This is a genomic window from Pseudomonas sp. FSL L8-0168 (genome assembly GCF_037976155.1).
GTDB lineage: Bacteria > Pseudomonadota > Gammaproteobacteria > Pseudomonadales > Pseudomonadaceae > Aquipseudomonas > Aquipseudomonas paracarnis.
In genome coordinates, this window is sequence record NZ_CP150262.1 from 1,408,047 (window position 1) to 1,424,572 (window position 16,526).

19 protein-coding genes are annotated in these 16,526 nt (G+C 58.2%); 10 read left to right on the forward strand and 9 right to left on the reverse strand.

Features of this window, described 5'->3' with window-relative positions:
- The first annotated feature begins 302 nt into the window (after nucleotides 1–302).
- From MHH62_RS05845 to MHH62_RS05855, 3 genes are all read left to right on the forward strand, one after another.
- A complete protein-coding gene (locus MHH62_RS05845) occupies nucleotides 303–485 on the forward strand; it encodes a general stress protein (RefSeq protein WP_003190457.1) in 183 nt (60 codons plus the stop codon).
- A 248-nt stretch (nucleotides 486–733) separates the two neighbouring features.
- Nucleotides 734–988, forward strand: coding sequence for a hypothetical protein (locus tag MHH62_RS05850; protein ID WP_003190434.1), 255 nt, complete (start codon nucleotides 734–736; stop codon nucleotides 986–988).
- Between the two features lie 5 nt (nucleotides 989–993).
- Nucleotides 994–1,272, forward strand: coding sequence for a hypothetical protein (locus tag MHH62_RS05855; RefSeq protein ID WP_020303212.1), 279 nt, complete (start codon nucleotides 994–996; stop codon nucleotides 1,270–1,272).
- 19 nt (nucleotides 1,273–1,291) lie between these two features.
- On the opposite strand, the gene MHH62_RS05860 is transcribed toward MHH62_RS05855, so the two are convergent.
- Complete coding sequence (locus MHH62_RS05860; protein WP_019821476.1) at nucleotides 1,292–1,792, reverse strand: CinA family protein; 501 nt, start codon at nucleotides 1,790–1,792, stop codon at nucleotides 1,292–1,294.
- A 122-nt stretch (nucleotides 1,793–1,914) separates the two neighbouring features.
- Here MHH62_RS05860 and MHH62_RS05865 point away from each other — a divergent pair, with 122 nt between their 5' ends.
- A complete protein-coding gene (locus MHH62_RS05865) occupies nucleotides 1,915–2,313 on the forward strand; it encodes a low affinity iron permease family protein (RefSeq protein WP_014718020.1) in 399 nt (132 codons plus the stop codon).
- Between the two features lie 32 nt (nucleotides 2,314–2,345).
- Here the strand turns inward: MHH62_RS05865 and MHH62_RS05870 are convergent, their stop codons facing one another.
- Nucleotides 2,346–3,407, reverse strand: coding sequence for a M28 family peptidase (locus MHH62_RS05870; protein WP_020303210.1), 1,062 nt, complete (start codon nucleotides 3,405–3,407; stop codon nucleotides 2,346–2,348).
- Between the two features lie 192 nt (nucleotides 3,408–3,599).
- On the opposite strand from MHH62_RS05870, the gene MHH62_RS05875 reads away from it, so the two are divergent.
- The 5 genes from MHH62_RS05875 to MHH62_RS05895 all read left to right on the forward strand — a co-directional run bounded on the left by MHH62_RS05875 (nucleotide 3,600) and on the right by MHH62_RS05895 (nucleotide 6,786).
- Nucleotides 3,600–4,364 carry an OBAP family protein gene (locus MHH62_RS05875; RefSeq protein ID WP_014718018.1) on the forward strand — a complete coding sequence of 255 codons (765 nt, stop codon included), beginning with the start codon at nucleotides 3,600–3,602 and terminating at the stop codon, nucleotides 4,362–4,364.
- Nucleotides 4,365–4,445: 81 nt separating this feature from the next.
- Nucleotides 4,446–5,735, forward strand: a complete 1,290-nt coding sequence (locus tag MHH62_RS05880) for an SDR family oxidoreductase (RefSeq protein ID WP_032903514.1) — start codon at nucleotides 4,446–4,448, stop codon at nucleotides 5,733–5,735.
- A 173-nt stretch (nucleotides 5,736–5,908) separates the two neighbouring features.
- On the forward strand, nucleotides 5,909–6,190 hold the full coding sequence (locus MHH62_RS05885) for a hypothetical protein (RefSeq protein ID WP_020303208.1): 282 nt from the start codon (nucleotides 5,909–5,911) through the stop codon (nucleotides 6,188–6,190).
- 102 nt (nucleotides 6,191–6,292) lie between these two features.
- Entirely contained in the window at nucleotides 6,293–6,550 is a 258-nt protein-coding gene (locus MHH62_RS05890) for a DUF6555 family protein (protein WP_003190423.1), read from the forward strand.
- Nucleotides 6,547–6,786 carry a hypothetical protein gene (locus tag MHH62_RS05895; protein WP_019821471.1) on the forward strand — a complete coding sequence of 80 codons (240 nt, stop codon included), beginning with the start codon at nucleotides 6,547–6,549 and terminating at the stop codon, nucleotides 6,784–6,786. Before MHH62_RS05890 ends, MHH62_RS05895 begins: the two co-directional genes overlap by 4 nt.
- 258 nt (nucleotides 6,787–7,044) lie before the next feature.
- On the opposite strand, the gene MHH62_RS05900 is transcribed toward MHH62_RS05895, so the two are convergent.
- Nucleotides 7,045–7,902, reverse strand: coding sequence for an SDR family oxidoreductase (locus MHH62_RS05900; protein ID WP_339232655.1), 858 nt, complete (start codon nucleotides 7,900–7,902; stop codon nucleotides 7,045–7,047).
- A 308-nt stretch (nucleotides 7,903–8,210) separates the two neighbouring features.
- Here MHH62_RS05900 and MHH62_RS05905 point away from each other — a divergent pair, with 308 nt between their 5' ends.
- A complete protein-coding gene (locus MHH62_RS05905) occupies nucleotides 8,211–12,356 on the forward strand; it encodes a CheR family methyltransferase (protein ID WP_339232658.1) in 4,146 nt (1,381 codons plus the stop codon).
- Between the two features lie 15 nt (nucleotides 12,357–12,371).
- On the opposite strand, the gene MHH62_RS05910 is transcribed toward MHH62_RS05905, so the two are convergent.
- The 6 genes from MHH62_RS05910 to MHH62_RS05935 form a co-directional block, all read right to left on the reverse strand.
- The gene (locus MHH62_RS05910; protein WP_019821467.1) at nucleotides 12,372–12,887 is read right to left on the reverse strand and encodes a hypothetical protein; all 516 of its coding nucleotides are present in this window, start codon (nucleotides 12,885–12,887) and stop codon (nucleotides 12,372–12,374) included.
- A gap of 14 nt (nucleotides 12,888–12,901) precedes the next feature.
- Nucleotides 12,902–13,123 (reverse strand): PLD nuclease N-terminal domain-containing protein, encoded by a 222-nt coding sequence (locus MHH62_RS05915; protein ID WP_003190416.1) that lies wholly within the window; start codon nucleotides 13,121–13,123, stop codon nucleotides 12,902–12,904.
- 313 nt (nucleotides 13,124–13,436) lie between these two features.
- Nucleotides 13,437–13,823, reverse strand: coding sequence for a nuclear transport factor 2 family protein (locus MHH62_RS05920; RefSeq protein ID WP_014718012.1), 387 nt, complete (start codon nucleotides 13,821–13,823; stop codon nucleotides 13,437–13,439).
- A gap of 92 nt (nucleotides 13,824–13,915) precedes the next feature.
- Nucleotides 13,916–14,659 carry an SDR family oxidoreductase gene (locus MHH62_RS05925; protein ID WP_032892370.1) on the reverse strand — a complete coding sequence of 248 codons (744 nt, stop codon included), beginning with the start codon at nucleotides 14,657–14,659 and terminating at the stop codon, nucleotides 13,916–13,918.
- Nucleotides 14,660–14,703: 44 nt separating this feature from the next.
- Nucleotides 14,704–15,831 carry an alkene reductase gene (locus tag MHH62_RS05930; RefSeq protein WP_339232660.1) on the reverse strand — a complete coding sequence of 376 codons (1,128 nt, stop codon included), beginning with the start codon at nucleotides 15,829–15,831 and terminating at the stop codon, nucleotides 14,704–14,706.
- A 56-nt stretch (nucleotides 15,832–15,887) separates the two neighbouring features.
- Nucleotides 15,888–16,469 (reverse strand): TetR/AcrR family transcriptional regulator, encoded by a 582-nt coding sequence (locus MHH62_RS05935; protein WP_020303201.1) that lies wholly within the window; start codon nucleotides 16,467–16,469, stop codon nucleotides 15,888–15,890.
- Nucleotides 16,470–16,526: the final 57 nt, after the last annotated feature.

Sequence of the window (16,526 nt, forward strand, 5' to 3'; positions counted from 1 at the left end):
ACAGGTTAGGAACCTCGTTGGAACCACACCCTTTTTTAGAGTGCGACGAAAAAGACGAATGGCAGGACCGCTAACTAAACCAGCCGTTTCGATCTGATTAATATCAAAGCGCTGGCCGGCAATAAAAGTTATACGAAGCGGCGCATCAACCGCATCTTTGTATAACTTTTTTCAACCAAATTACCGTTCGTCGCCGGTTAGAAAAATCGGTAAAACATTTTTCAAAAAGCCAATATCGGAATAAGTGTCCGTTGCGAAACGGCCAACTAACGAAACGCAAACTTAGCGACTGGAGAACTATCATGACTACAGGTAATAAAAACCCGGGCAACTTTGCCAATGATCGCGAAAAAGCCTCCGAAGCCGGTAAAAAAGGCGGCCAGGCGTCGGGCGGCAACTTCGCCAACGACCGTGAAAAAGCCTCGGAAGCCGGCCGTAAAGGTGGGCAGCACAGCCATGGCGGCGGTCGGAAGTCGGGTTCTTGAGTAACGGTGGGAGGGGCAGCCTGGCTGCCCCTTCAAACCCAATAGTTTGAACAGGCTACACCTTATAATCCCCCCTCATCCTGCCCGCTTGATTTAACAACGAGCGAACCTTCAGCCCAAGTTTCAAGTAGAGGCTTTCGACGCAAAGTTGTGGACGACCCTTCTTACAAAGCTATCACCTTGCCAGTATTTACGCCCCGTCATTATGAGCTAGCCTTACCGCGCTGAGTCCTTTATGCGGTGAACTCATGGATACGTTAACGAAAGCCGAAATCGAAACGGCCCTGTCCGCTCGCCTTCCCAAGTGCGCGGTCAAGTGCGCGCTCAACCCGGACGGCAGCCTTTCAGTCACTGTAACGGCGCACGGTATGGACCAATTCACCATCGCCAACATCAACCGCGCCCACTACCACGGTGTTTCGGGGATCAACCGGCTTGTGCGGGAAATACGTGAAGAAATGGTCATCGCCAGACAGTCTTTCTGGCTGTCATCGGTGGGGTAACAGATATGCCAGACGCTACTGACGCAACGCTGCAACCGGTCAACATTCAATACCTGCATGACACGCTGTTCGGTGTGAACACGCTCGCCAGCGAATGCATGGGGCAACTTGTGCGCACTGCGCCCGGCGTGCAGTTGCGGCTTGCACCGCCATGGCCAAAGCTATTGCCGAAGGCCCACTGGATTAGCTTTGAATGGAATGGTCAGGCCTATCGTGGCGTGGTGCAGGAGGCTGAATCCTTGACCAACGGCGACTTGCTGATGGACATCGAACCGCAGCCGTAAACGCGCGCACTTGGCAGCATTAGGCGCGTTCACCGGCCATCGCCCGTTGGTGAAAATGCGGCAGCCATTTCAATGCATGAAGAGACGCGGCCAACTGCACCTGCTCACGAGAACCCATAAAGCGTTCCTTGCGACTGAACACACTCAGTGCCCCGCCGTTTCGATAGGCCCAGGCAAAACAGACAGTGCCTGGGGGAATGCCATCAATTCCATCCGGCCCCAGCAGGCCAGTGGTGGCGACCGCCACATCAGCGGGGCTGTCGCGCAGCGCGCCTTGGGCCATTTCCTGGGCGACCTCACAGCTGGTGAGATTGAAGGTATCGATGGTATAGCGACGCACGTTCAACAGCCGCTGTTTCGCTTCTGGCGAATACACCACGTACCCGCTTTCGATCCACGAACCGCTGCCGTCGACCTGCGAAAGCAAGGTGATGATCTTGCCTGCGGTACACGACTCCGCCGTCGTGATGACCAACTGATGGTGCTTGAGGTATTCAACGATAGAAGCAGCGACCGACATGCTGAGTGCTCCTGTGCAAGAGGGATTTGCTCATTGATTTTTGTCAAAAAAAACGATTTGTAAAAAAGAATTTCGAAATTCTGCTGGGGTCTACAGAGGAACATCCCCCAGGAGACAGCACCATGAAGTTCGCGAAATTCTGCCAAAAACTCTCCAACCAGGCGGGCAGCTCAAAAACCTTTCTGACAGCCGTCAGCTTGATTGCTGTTTGGGCGCTCACCGGGCCTTACTTTCATTACAACGACACCTGGCAGTTAATCATCAACACCTCCACTACCATCATCACCTTCCTGATGGTGTTCCTGATCCAGAATACCCAGAACCGTGACAACGATATTCTTCATCTGAAACTGGACGAGCTGATTCGTGCCACCAAAGAAGCTCACAATGCGGCGTTAAGCCTGGATAAGCTTGGGTCGCGTGAGTTGCAAAAATTGCGCGAGCAATACAGCAAGCTGGGGCAACCCAATGCGGCCGATGAAATCAGGCAGGAGACAGATTCTCCAAGCGGCCCAATCTGAGCCCCACCGGTCAGCGTACCTTGCACCGTCTATCAGGCTGCAAGGTACTCGGCCAATGTCGCGGCACAGGCCTGCACCGCCCCATCCAGAATCAATTCATAACCATGGGTATTTTCCGTTGGAATGGCCAGGCAGCCGGCGCGGGCGCAGGTCCCGTTACTCATGACCGCACTGGCATCCGAAGCGAAATCCACCAACAGCGCATATTGGGGGCTGTAGCCGCAGCGCTCTGCGGCAGCCGCCAGGTCGTTGACCACCGCCCGGGTGTAATAGCCTTTCTGGTCCCCCGTATTGATGATCGGGTCGACGGCCAGGCGCGTGCCGTATTCCTGCATGACCGGCCCCACCTCCACCGCGATGGTGGTGTCGCCGGGTAGCGTCGACGCGGCATACATTGCCCCGGCATTGCACTCCTCTTCGAGCGTGGTGAATACCAGATAGACATCCCTGGCCAACGCCTCCCGGCGCGAAGCCAGCAGCTGGGCTGTATGCAGAACGGCAGCAATCGGGGCGCGGTCATCCAGAAAATGCGCGGCAATGGCATCGCCCACTTGGAAGGGCTCACGCCAATGACGGCTCAGCACCACACGGCTTCCGGGCCGAATGCCGTACCCGCACAATGCCTGGGCAGTGCATCGCGTGATCACATGAACGTCGTTCCAGTGCACATCGCCCGAGAGCACATCAGCCCCTTGTGCCGTATTACTGGTGGCGTGCATCGAGCCAAAGGACAGCACGCCAGGAAGGATGCGTGCGTCCCCCAGGATATCCACCGGGCACACGCCAAAGTTGACCGGGTTGGCCCCACCCAGCGCCGTCACCCGCAACGTGCCATCCGCCTCGACGCGTTTAACCACCATGGCGATTTCATCCATATGTGCCATGACTTTAACCGCACCGGCAGGCTCGGCATCGTTGTGCTTGCCCTTGATCAAACCCACCACATTACCCGCCCGATCGACCCAGGCCTCATCGCACAACGGCGTCAGGCTTTCCAGGCAAATGGCGCGCACCTCGTCTTCCTGACCGCCCGGCCCGCGTGCCCGGAGCAATTGGGTAAGCAGCGTCGACGCTCGATTTTCAGTCTTGTGCATGGGATGAACACCTCACTGGCAGGTAAGCAATTGCGCTGTCAGCGCCTCTATAAAAAACGACCTGATGAATGAGTGAGTGTTCAACTCAAAGCATTTTGAACGCCCCGTACGCGCGTCTTTCCAACGAGAACAGGATCAGCCCTGAAGCAGATCATCGAATGTGACCACACCGGCAACAGGAGGCAGCCGACCATGACTGACACCCCAACCCATCGAGTGACAAAATCCCTATCCGCCGCAGTTGCGCTGTCCCTGCTCAGCGCCTGCGCTGGCAACAACTCACCTTCGAATGTCGAGGCACCTGGGAAGCCGACAACGCCTTCGACCCGAACGCTGGAAGCCGGCGCCGCCCTGCTGCAATCACGCCCACCGATTGATGCCCTGAACGCCTACCTGGACGGTTTTCACTTCTACAACGGCCATCCCGATGTGCAAATGGAAGCCCATCACTACTGCGCAATCCTCAACGAGGAGGTCATCCAGTGTGTGATCTACGACGGCAACCGCAAGGATGCCAAGTTGATGGGCGTGGAGTACATCATCAGCGAGGCGCAGTTCAACACGCTGCCCGCGCCTGAAAAGGCGTTGTGGCATAGCCATGTGCATGAAGTGAAGTCAGGGCAACTGGTCGCGCCGGGCATTCCTGAGGCGGCGGAACATGCGCTGATGGAGAAGCTGGTGCACACCTACGGCAAGACCTGGCACACCTGGCATACCGATCTGGATAAACGCCTGCCGTTAGGCGTGCCTCAGTTGATGATGGGGTTTACCGCAGACGGCCAGGCTGACCCGCGTATGGTCGCCGAACGAGATAAACGACTGGGCATCGACAGTGCCGACAAGAAAAAGACGCGTGCCGATATCCCCGCGCCGCCCATCGCGCCCGGCGCGGACGCGTGGCGCCAGGGCACGGTTATCCAGATCGCCGACCCGACCCTGAAGGCCCATCAACATTGACACCGCCATTCAGTCATTTGGATTGAACGATCATTTGCGGGCCCTTCTCTACCCCAAGACCAGCCAAAGGAGGATGTCATGATGATTGATACCGCAACCGGAATGAGGCCTGGCGAGCGATACGCCGTGGAAAACCTGGAGCGCACACCGAACTTCAGCGGGTTTTTCCTGGACGGAAAGTACTACCTGGGCCCTGAACTGATGACAGCAGTCGGATGGCTTGAGGGCCAGACGTTTATCTATGATGAGCTCGACGCCACAGGCGAACCGGTATTTCCCGACCGCGTCGCTGGCACCCTCGAGAACCTGACCCTGGTACTGACTGACGGTACCCGCTTGCAACTGCACCCGGTGCCCGTCCACGTGCCCGAGGATTCGCCTGGCGTCATGCAGGCCAAGGGGAAACTGCACGGCAAGACCGTGGTGATCACCGGCGCCTCCAGTGGCATTGGTCGCGCGGCTGCTCACGCCTTTGCCGAGCAAAGTACCCGCTTGGTATTGGCGGCCCGAGATGAAAAGGCCTTGGGAGAGGTCGTCGAGGAATGCGCTGCGCGTGGCGCCGAGGCCATCGCCGTTAAAACCGATGTAACCCAGGGCGACCAGATGCGCGCCCTTGCCGAACAAGCGGCGGCCTTCGGCAATGGCCGCATCGATATCTGGATCAACAATGCCGGAGTAGGCGCCGTCGGCAGTTTCGAGGACACGCCCCTGGAAGCCCACGAACAGGTGCTGCAAACCGACCTGCTCGGGTACCTGCGCGGCGCCCACGTGGCGTGGCCCTATTTCAAAGCCCAGCACCGCGGCACTCTGATCAACACCTTGTCGCTGGGCAGTTGGGTAGCCCAGCCCTATGCCGTCGCCTACTCCGCCAGTAAATACGGCCTGCGCGGCCTGACTGAGGCACTGCGCGGCGAGCTGACTGACTACCCGGATATTCATGTGTGCGACATCTATCCCGCCGTGATGGACACACCGGGCTTTCGCGATGGCGGCAATTTTACCGGCCACGAGTTGACGCCACCGCCACCGGTCTACGACCCACATAAAGTCGCGCAAGCGATGGTGGCCTGTGCGCTGCAACCGAGGGACAGCACCACGGTAGGCAGCGCTGCCACCGTGGCCCGCGTCGCGCATTTTTTGCTGCCCGGCTTTGCCCGGTTATCCGGTTGGCTCACCCGCCTCGGCCTGGAGCGCAGCCAGCGCGCCGCGACCTCTACGGGCAACCTCTACACCCCGGCAAGCGGCGAACGTCGTGTCGAAGGCGGCTGGCGGCAAACCCGCCGTACGCCCTATGGGATGGTTGCAATAGGCGCAGCGCTGCTAGTGGGCGGCGTTGTCGTTGCGCGCAAATATTCGGCTCGTCACAAATGAAAACGGGGCAAACCCCGAATAGCAGCCAGTCAAGCACAACTCCTCTGTGGGAGCGGGCTTGCTCGCGAAGGCGTCGGTCCATTAAACATTGATGTGACTGATCCACCGCTTTCGCGAGCAAGCCCGCTCCCACATTTGATCTTCGTTGTTCCCTTTACATGAGGTAACCCAGCATGTCTTACGACTACCAAGGTATTGCCAGTGTCATCACTGCCTCGCGCCATCTTGGAACACCCTCAGATGAACGCCTTAACGAATCAAAAAACATTCAAATGACCAGTAGCGGTAAACCGACCATCGCGCGCCTGGACTTTGACACGCCAATGGATTGGCCTGGCAATCCCAACTTTATCACCGTCAATTTGCCCGACGGATCCTCCGTCAGCGGTGTCATCGCCGAACTGCAACGCCCGGCCGATGGGCCTGGATGGGTCACCTTTACGGTAGATGATTAGGCTTCATCCATGCCCTGCGCCCAGTCATCGAATTGTCGGACAACTTATTTGAATTATTTTTGACGTCAAATATCTGTAGTTCATGAGTATCAAGGAGGCCTCATGAAACACAACGACCTATTCACTATCGAGTACCAGCTGCATGGCGAGCCCAAGTCCTTCATCGTGCGCGCGCCGCGCATGGACAATGCCGAGGCTTGGCATTGGGCCAGTTGTGACGCTGGTGTGGCGGTGATCCCCAAATTCGGGCAACACACGTTCAAGCGTGTGTCCAAACCGATGGCGGAGAAATACGGCATTACCCAGGTGCGCTGGAGTGGCGCGGCACAGATTCAATGGGCGGAGGGCCTCAGAGGATGAACAGTCAGACTCTTGGTTACACAACTACAAACAGGCGGGACGACGAGGTCACGCGAAACGCCGAGATGTTCTTCGAAGCGGATCGATTGGACGCGTTGGCGTACGAGATTATTGAGTCCTACAGCGGCGATGCGCAGACGTGGGCACGGTTTACCGAGGCGAAGAAACGTGCGGATGCGCAGCGCACAGTGGCCTATCGGGAGTGGATGCGAATTCATCGTTCCAAGCGCAAATAACGTCAGCCTGCGATAGCGGCCTGACAACCCATCAGGATGTCAGGCCGAGTGTATATCCCCTCGCGTTCACGCCCCTGACTCAGGGTCTGTCGAAGGCCCTCCGGGAGCAACACCGCCTTGCTCCTTTGCCTGTTGTCCGCCTGCCGGTGCCTGCGATTTATCGTTTCGCTTAGCCGCCGGCGGGCGCACCTTGCGCTCAGAAGGATTCGGTTCGTGGTGCTTCGAGGCTTCGCTCATACCGCCCTCCTCAATCACTGATCAAAGTATCGGCTTGCCACCCGTCACGCCGTAGCGTTCGCCGGAGATGTAGCTGCCTTCATCCGACGCCAGCAGCACATAGATCGGCGCCACTTCCACTGGCTGGCCTGGGCGTCCCAATGGGGTGTTGCCGCCAAAGTGTTTCACCATGTCCGGCGTCATCGTCGAGACGATCAACGGCGTCCAGATAGGCCCGGGTGCCACGCTGTTGACGCGAATCCCCCGCTCGCCGAGCATCTGCGCCAGGCCGGCGGTGAAGTTGGCAATCGCGCCCTTGGTGGCCGCATAGGGCAACAGGCTGGGGTTGGGCATATCGGAGTTGACCGAGCTGGTGTTGATGATCGAACTGCCCTCGGCCATATGCGGCAGCGCGGCCTTGCAGATGCGAAACATCGCGGTGATGTTGACGTTGAAGGTTTTCACCCAGTCCTCGTCGGGGATGTCTTCCAGCGATTGATAGGTCATCTGGAACGCTGCGTTGTTGACCAGCACATCGATGCGGCCGAACTTCTCCACGGTGTCGTTGACGATGGCCGTGCACTGCGCCGCATCGCCCAGGTCGCCGGGCAGTAACAGGCATTGACGACCCGCCGCCTCGACCCAGCGTGCGGTCTCCTTGGCGTCTTCATGTTCATCCAGATACGACACCGCCACGTCCGCGCCTTCACGTGCGAAGGCAATGGCCACGGCCCGTCCGATGCCGCTGTCGGCCCCGGTGACCAAGGCGATTTTATTGGCGAGCCGGCCCGAGCCTTGGTATGACTGCTCACCGCAATCGGGCATCGGGTCCATCTTGCGCTGCTCACCGGGTACGGGCTGTTGCTGGGCGTTGAAGGGTGGTTTTGGGTAGCTGTTCATCAGAACGTCTCCTGGGTGGGTTTCTCTTTGCGAGGGTTCGCCAGGAAGCGAAGTTCAGACGGATTTTCAGAAAATCGGATAACCGTGCAACCGCGATGGCCACTCGTCAGTTTGATTAAACCTTCCGCAGGTTGCGCGCCTCAACCGGCAGTAAGTGGTCCGTCGAATGACCGGGTGGCTTCAAGGCTTTTTTTGTTGGCAGCAGGTTTTCAGCTATATTTCACTGTCGGTTCAGCCCTCGCCCACGTTGTTCAAGTTCTTCCCCCTACACCCGTCTTCCTGTGCGCCGTTATCCAAGGTTGGTATTTATGAAGTCTGCCCCCCCGCGGTCCCCCAACGTTCCGCAACGCAAAGATCTGACCCCCAGTAACTTGAATTTCCCGGTGGTGGGTATCGGTGCCTCGGCGGGCGGGCTGCAAGCCGTGAAAGCGTTCTTCGAGCACATGCCCAAAGACTGCGGCATGGCCTTCGTGGTGGTCCTGCATCTTTCGCCCGACCATCAAAGCGTGGCAGACAAGATCATCCAGGAAACGACCCGCATACCGGTGTCGCAGGTCAATGACGCCACGCCCATCGAAAAGAATCACGTGTACGTCATCTCCCCGGCGCAGCTCTTGAAGATGAACGATGGTTACCTGGCGGTCTCGCCTGCCGTGCGCGAAGGTGGATCGCACATTGCCATCGACCTGTTTTTTCGCGACCTGGCAGACACCCATAAAGAACGCGCGTTTTGCCTGATCCTGTCTGGTACCGGCTCAGACGGTGCGGTGGGGCTGTCGCGGATCAAAGAACAAGGCGGTATCACCCTGGTACAGGCGCCGGAAGACGCCGAGTACGATGGCATGCCGCTGGCGGCCATCGAAACCCAGATGGTCGATCTGGTGCTGCCGGTGGTGGAAATGCCGCAAAAGCTGCTGGAACTGTGGCGCAATGCCCAGTCGATTGTGCTGCCCACCGCCAACGATCCTGAGATCAAGACCATCCCACCCAGCTCCGAACGCGATGCCGCCGTGGCCGAGCAGCTGTTGCTGGATATTCTGATCCAGTTGCGCGCCAGTACCGGGCATGACTTCAAGCATTACAAACGCGCCACGGTGTTACGTCGTATCGAGCGGCGCTTGCAGGTCACCGCTCAACCCGACCTGGCCACCTATTACAACTTCCTCCAGGCCAACCCGGACGAAACCAAGGCGTTGCTGGGCGACATGCTGATTGGCGTGACCAACTTCTTTCGCGACCGCGAGGCCTTCGAAGCGCTTGAGCGAGACGTAATCCCCAACCTGGTGAAGTCACTGGAAGACAGCGTGCCGCACCGTGAGGAAGTGCGTATCTGGTCGGCAGGATGCTCCACCGGCGAAGAGGCCTACAGCCTGGCGATGCTGGTGGCCGAGCAACTGGCGCTGGACGCCAGCGGTGCAAAGATGCAGGTGTTTGCCACTGATATTGATGAGCGGGCCATTACCCATGGCCGCAACGGCGTGTACCCCGAAGCGATCATCACCGACGTACCGCCTCAACGGTTGCGCCAGTACTTTGCCAAGGAGAAGAACCAGCACTACCGGGTGCGCAAGGAAATTCGCGAAAAGGTACTGTTCGCCAAACACAGCCTGTTGGCCGACCCACCGTTCTCGCAGATCGACCTGATCGTGTGCCGCAACCTGTTGATCTACCTGGATCGCGAAGTGCAACGTGACATCCTGCAAATGTTCCACTTCGCGTTGCGTCCCGGTGGCTACCTGTTCCTCGGCTCCTCGGAGTCGGCCGACGGCTGCCTGGACCTGTTTGTACCGGTGGACAAGCGCAACCGCATTTTCAGAGTGCGTGCCGGCTCGTCCGCCGTGCGTCGCGCCCCGACCATGCCGCGAGGCGGCTACCTGCGCCCGAGCGCCACGACGCTGGCGATTGAAACCAAGGCGCCCAGCAAGGTCTCGTTCGCGGACATCCATCTGCGCGCTCTGGAAAAAGCCGCGCCGCCCAGCGTTATCGTGAATATGCAGGCCGATATCCTGCACATGAGCGAAGGCGCAGGTCGATTCCTGCGCTACGTGGCCGGCGAGGTGACGCACAACCTGCTGACGTTGGTGCATCCCGATTTACGCCTCGATATCCGCACCACCTTGTTTCAGGTCCAGCAATCGAATAGCCCGGTGTCTTCGCGCAAGATCCGCATCCAACGCGAGCAAGGCCCCTTCCTGGTGGACATCAGCGCCCGCCCCTACCGAGATGAAGCGACCGAAAACGACTACGTGCTGGTGATCTTCCAGGAAACCGCCGTCGACCCGTTGCTGCCCGACATCGACACCGTCACCCAGGCCGAAAACGCGATCATGAGCAACCTGGAGCGCGAGCTGCAACGCACCAAGTTGCACCTGCAGGACACCATCGAACAGGCGGAAGTCTCCAGCGAGGAACTCAAGGCCTCCAACGAAGAAATGCAGGCCGTCAACGAAGAACTGCGCTCGGCCACCGAGGAGTTGGAAACCAGCAAAGAAGAACTGCAGTCGATCAACGAAGAATTGCTGACCGTCAATTTTGAGCTCAAGACCAAGGTGGAAGAGACGGATAAGGTCAACGATTACCTGACCAACCTGATCGCGTCCACCGATATCGCCACGGTCTTCGTCGACCGCAACATGCGCATCCGTTGGTTCACGCCACGGGCCACGGATATTTTCAGCATGCTGCCGGTAGACACCGGGCGCTCGTTGCTGGACATCACCCACCGCCTCAATTACCCGCAAATGACCGAAGACGCCACCACCGTGTTTGAGTCCCTGAGCATGATCGAGCGGGAGATCAGCAGCAACGACGACCGCTGGTACATTGCGCGGTTACTGCCTTACCGCTCCAGCGAAGACCACATTGATGGCACCGTGCTGACTTTCATTGATATCACCAAGCGGCGCCAGGCCGAAGAGGAACTGCGCCTGGGTGAGGAGCGCATGCGCCTGGTTGCCGAGAGCACCCATGACTTTGCCATCATCATCCTCGATGACCATGGCGCCATCACCGACTGGAACACCGGTGCCGAACTGATCTTCGGCTACACCAAGGACGAGGTGCTGGGCGCTTACTACGACCTGATTTTCTCCCCGGAAGACCGCTCCGCTGGCGTGCCGGAGAGCGAACTGCGCACCGCCCGGGAACATGGGCGTGGCGAAGATGAACGCTGGCATGTGCGCAAGGACGGCAGCCGCTTCTATTGCAGCGGCGAGGTCACCCAGCTCAAGAGCAATAGTTTGCGCGGCTACGTCAAGATTGCCCGCGACCTTACCGGCCACAAACGCACCCAGGACGAACAGAATCAGCGCTTGAAGGAAACCCAGACCAAAAGCCATCTCAAGGATGAGTTCTTCGCGGTGATGTCCCACGAACTCAAGCATCCGTTGAACCTGATCCAGCTGAACGCCGAACTGTTGCGGCGCTTGCCAGCCACCAAGGTCGCGGGCCCGGCCATCAAGGCGGTCAATACCATCTGCGAAGCGGTGTCCAGCCAGGCGCGGATCATTGACGACCTGCTGGATGTCGCCCGGGTTCGCACGGGCAAACTGAAGCTGAAAAAGCAACCGATCGACCTGATTCGCACCCTCAAGGACATTCACAGCGTGGTCCTTGCCGACGGTCATCGTCGCCAGGTCAGCCTTCAGACACCTTCGGTGCCGGGCCCGTTGATCGTTGACGTAGACCCCACGCGCATCGAGCAAGTGATCTGGAACCTGGTCAACAACGCCCTGAAATTCACCCCCGAAGACGGCCAGGTGCAGTTGGTGGTCAGCCGCTCGGACGGGCGCGCGCAACTGGACGTCATCGACAGCGGCGCGGGCCTGGCCCAAGAAAGCCTGGAAGAAATCTTCGACCTGTTCGGGCAAGCGGAAAACCAGCACCAGACTCACCATCGCGAAGGCCTGGGGATTGGCTTGTCGTTGGTGCGGCAGCTGGTGGAGGCCCACGGCGGTTCGGTGAGCGTGCATTCGCGAGGGTTGGGCTTCGGTTGCACCTTTTCGATCTGGTTGCCGCTGTGCGAACAGCAGGATCATCTGCTGGATAGCGGCGCTACCCAGAACGAAGATCAGCGCCTCAATGGCCTCAAGGTGTTACTGGTCGATGATTCAGCCGAAGTCCTTGAGGTGCTGAACATGCTGCTGGAAATGGAAGGCGCCCAAGTGAGCGCCTTCAGCGACCCGTTAAGCGCACTTGAAACAGCCCGGGATGCCCAGTACGACGTGATTATTTCGGACATCGGCATGCCTAAAATGAATGGCCATGAGCTGATGCATAAGCTGCGTAAAGTAGGCCACCTTCGACAGGCTCCCGCCATTGCATTGACCGGCTACGGCGCAGGCAATGACCAGAAAAAGGCGACTGAATCAGGCTTTAATGCGCATGTCAGCAAGCCCGTGGGCCATGATTCGTTGATCTCCTTGATCGAAAAACTGTGCCGCTCACGCCGTTAGGGTTTGGGCTGACGGTCAAGGGTAGATGAACTGAGAGAAGCGCACGGACGCCCCTGTTGGTCGCGACACCTGGGTATCCACGCTGCCCACCGTGTCGCTGCGCAAGGTCAGGTACAACACGGCCTGGCCGGCGCTGTCACTCAGCATCCAGACGCTTACACCCTCCCCGGCCGCCCTGGCCTTGAGCGGCTGCGGCTGGAGCGTCTCGATATTGAAACCGCGCAGCAGCTCACCGCTCAGCTCGACCTCCAGGGGTTGTTGCGCCTTGCCTTGCACATGAATCACCAGCCCATCGGAGGCGCCATTGCGTAAAAAGCGTTGGTACTCCACGCGCAACTGCCCATCGGCACTGCGCACTTCGCGAGTGCTCAGCGGCCCGCTGGAAAACAGGCCCGCCAGGCTCAGCCCCATCAGCACCAGCAGCGCGTACCAACCCACCCGCTCAAAGCGCCAGACCTTGCGCTGCAAGGCCATATCTTCCGGTACCGGGTAGTTGCGGCTCTGTAAGTCGTCGGGGCCTGGGTTGTTCATAGCGCGGCCCGGACTCAGCCCTTGCTGTGCTCGGGAGAAGACGGCCCCTTGGTGACACCCCTTGGGCCGGCAATCGCCCATATTGCGGCGCCCAGGAACGGCAGGACCACGACTACCGCACTCCAGCCTGCCTTGCTCGCCGAGGCGTTATCGCTGCGCCAGATGCTGTTGATGATCCACGCATCAAGCAGTACGAGGATCACTGCCAGGCCTATCCAGAAGTAAGTGGTTTGCATGATGCACCTCCAGGTTATGTAACTTTGGGTGCACAGGCGCAGGCAGGGTTCATTATTTTTAAGGGCCTACCGTTGGACTCATCGACACTGAGCAAGCAGACACCCAACAGCCCCATCGGACTCGCCGTCTTCGAGGCTGCTTTTGACAATCGCAGGGTGCCATTGCTGGGTCTCACCAAACTTCTTCATCACGCTTCAGGCGCGTTGTGCACGGCGTTCAAAACAGCGGAGAATTCAACCATTGGCATCGTATGACCCTTTGAATAGACAGCCCGGCGATCCCGACATCAGGGGTGCCGGGATCGGTTGATGCTTACGCGTCGAACTGGTGATACACCTTGGCAATCACCTTCCAGACACCCTCAATTTTGATCAGTGTCAGGTAGTCGTTGTAATCGGCGCCAATCGCATCGTTTTCCATATCGACACGTACTACTGCGGTGCTCGGCGTAATTGCCAATACGTCAAGGCGAGTGGTGATTTGGGGTGCGCCGCCGTTCTTCGCAACGAAATCAAACAGCTTGTTGATCGGGCCGCCGAGCAACTCGCCATTGGTGAACCCATACATCACTGCGTCTTGATGGAAGGCTTGTGCAACGCTTTGAGCATTACCGGTACGCAGACCTTCCACGTACTGATTGGCTGTGGCGATGACAGCGTCGTACTCGTGGGTGGGTACTGCCTTGATATTCTTCGACATGCTTGTTTTTCCTTTCATGGGGGATGAGATGCCACACCGCTCGCCTGACATAGCCGAGGGGTCTTGCTGAATGAGTCAATGACCGCCGCCCGCTACCAATCCTGGCGCGTCGGCGAGATGATCAAGTCATTGACGGTGACGTTTTCCGGCTGGTTGAGCGCGTAAATCACTGCACGGGCGACATCGTCAGGCCCAATAGCAATCCGGTTCAGCGCCTGGGCAGCCTTGCGCCCCTGCGGATCACTGACCTTGTCCGCCCACCCTGTATTGATGACGCCAGGGCTGATCGTGTTAACGCGAATACCGTGCTGCACGCCAAGTTCTTTGCGCATGGACTCGGTCATGGCCTGGACGAAAAACTTGGTCGCACTGTAGACACCCGCAGACGGCCCTACCTGATGCCCTGCAACAGAGTCCATATTGAGAATCTGCCCGGACTTCTGTTCCAACATGAACGGCAATACTGCAGCCGTCATGTTGAGGTAACCCTTGATGTTCACATCGATCATCTTTTCCCAATCCTGCACGGCCAGATCAACCCAACGGGAAAAAAGCATCAGGCCAGCGTTGTTCACCAGAATGTCGATGGCGCCGTATGTTTCACGGGCAAACCTGGCAAGTGCCTGGGTTTGATCCGGTTGAGTCACATCAGTAGTAAACGCGACCACCTCACTTGCGGCCTCGCGCAGGTCAGCGACGAAAGACTCCAACGCCTCTTCATCAAGGGCGGCGGCAACCACACGCGCACCTTGCGCTACCAGCGCCCGGGTGGTTGCCGCGCCGATGCCTGAGGATGCGCCCGTGACGATGACTACCTTGTTTTGCAGGTAATTCATGTTCAATACCTTTTTGCAATGACTGCTATTGCGACGCCTGCGCCTTAATTAGCGCGGGACCTTGCTAGTGAGGCGTCAGCGGTTGGCCAATCGATGTAACCTTTTGCACCCCCGCCGTAGTAACTCTCGCGTGGAGCGATGGTCAGCTCAATACCGCGACGCAGACGCTCGACGAGGTCGGGGTTGGAAATGAACAAGCGACCAAATGCAACCGCATCGATCCGGCCCTGCGCCCGGCGTTCGATTGCCATCGCCAGGTCATAGTTGTTATTGCCTATGAATGGCCCTTCAAACTGGGTACTCAGTGCATCCAGGTCCACGCCTTCGGGCACGGTGCGGGAGGTCGCCGTGGCGCCCTCAACAAAATGCAGGTACGCCAGGTTCAATTGATTGAGCTGCTGGATCAGGTAGCCATAAGTCGCCATGACATTGCTGTCAGGAGGCGTATTACCGGCATCAGGGGTCACCGGTGAAAGGCGAATACCGACACGGTCGTTACCCCATATCGAAACCACGGCTTCGGTGACTTCCAAGGTCAGTCGCACCCGGTTCTCAATGGAGCCACCGTATTGATCGGTGCGTTTGTTAGTGGAATCACGCAGGAATTGATCGAGCAGATAGCTGTTGGCCGAATGCACTTCTACGCCATCAAAACCGGCTCGCTTGGCGTTCTCGGCGGCCCGCTTGTATTGCTCGATGATCCCTGGGATCTCCGAGGTTTGCAGCGCACGAGGCGTCGACACCTCGACAAAGCCATTTTCGGTGTAGGTGCTACCTTCAGCCTTGATCGCCGAAGGCGCTACCGGCGCTTCGCCGTTGGGTTGCAACTCGACACTGGAAAAACGTCCCACGTGCCACAACTGACTGACAATTTTGCCGCCCGCCGCGTGCACTGCGTCGGTGACCTTTTTCCAGCCGGCCACCTGTTCTTGCGACCAGATTCCCGGAGTCATGGCATAGCCACGTCCTTGGGCAGAAATGTTCGTCGCTTCGGCAATGATCAAGCCGGCACTGGCACGTTGAGCGTAGTAAGTGGCGTGCATTTCATTTGGCACACCGTCGTCGGCCATCCGGCTACGTGTGACGGGCGCCATGACTATCCGGTTAGCCAATTGCAGCGCCCCCAGATGCATGGGAGAAAAAAGGTCGGTATCCGTGGTGATATCGGTCATAAAGCCTCTCGATAAATTAGACCGGTCGTCTAGTAAAGTGGTAAAAAAAAACGCCCCTATGCCAGCAGGCGCTTACTCGTGTTCAGCGCTGTTTCGAAAGCAGCCGTTGTGTTTCGCACCTTCACTAACAGTGAAGCCCCAAGCCACAGTTGATACAACGATTCAGCCAATGTCTCGGCGTTCTGGGTCGACGTGATGGAGCCATCGGCCATCCCCTGTTCAACACACCGGGTGATCCTCTGGATAATCAGTGCGGTGCCCTCTTCAAGTACGCTGCGCATGTCCTCCGAGAGGTCACACACTTCTGCGCCGAGTTTCACCACCAGGCATTTCTCCTCGGGATGATCGAACGCCTGTGTCTTCGCCCAGTAACTCAGGTAGCCAATCAGCCGCTCGGCGCCAGTCCCTTGCGCTGCCATGACGATGTCTACCCGACCGATATACTCTTGGAAATACTCTTCCAGTAGTGCCTGGCCGAACTCCTCCTTGGAGCGGAAGTAGTGATAAAACGAGCCCTTGGGCACGCCCGCCGTCGTCAATACTTCCATAAGACCGACAGCGGTATAGCCCTTGTGGGTCATCAGTGTCTTCGCTACATCGATGATATGCTGTCGCATGTCCAGATTAGATTTTTTCATAATGACGAGAGCCTATCCAAAACTAGACCGGTCGTCTACAAAACATTAGCAATACCT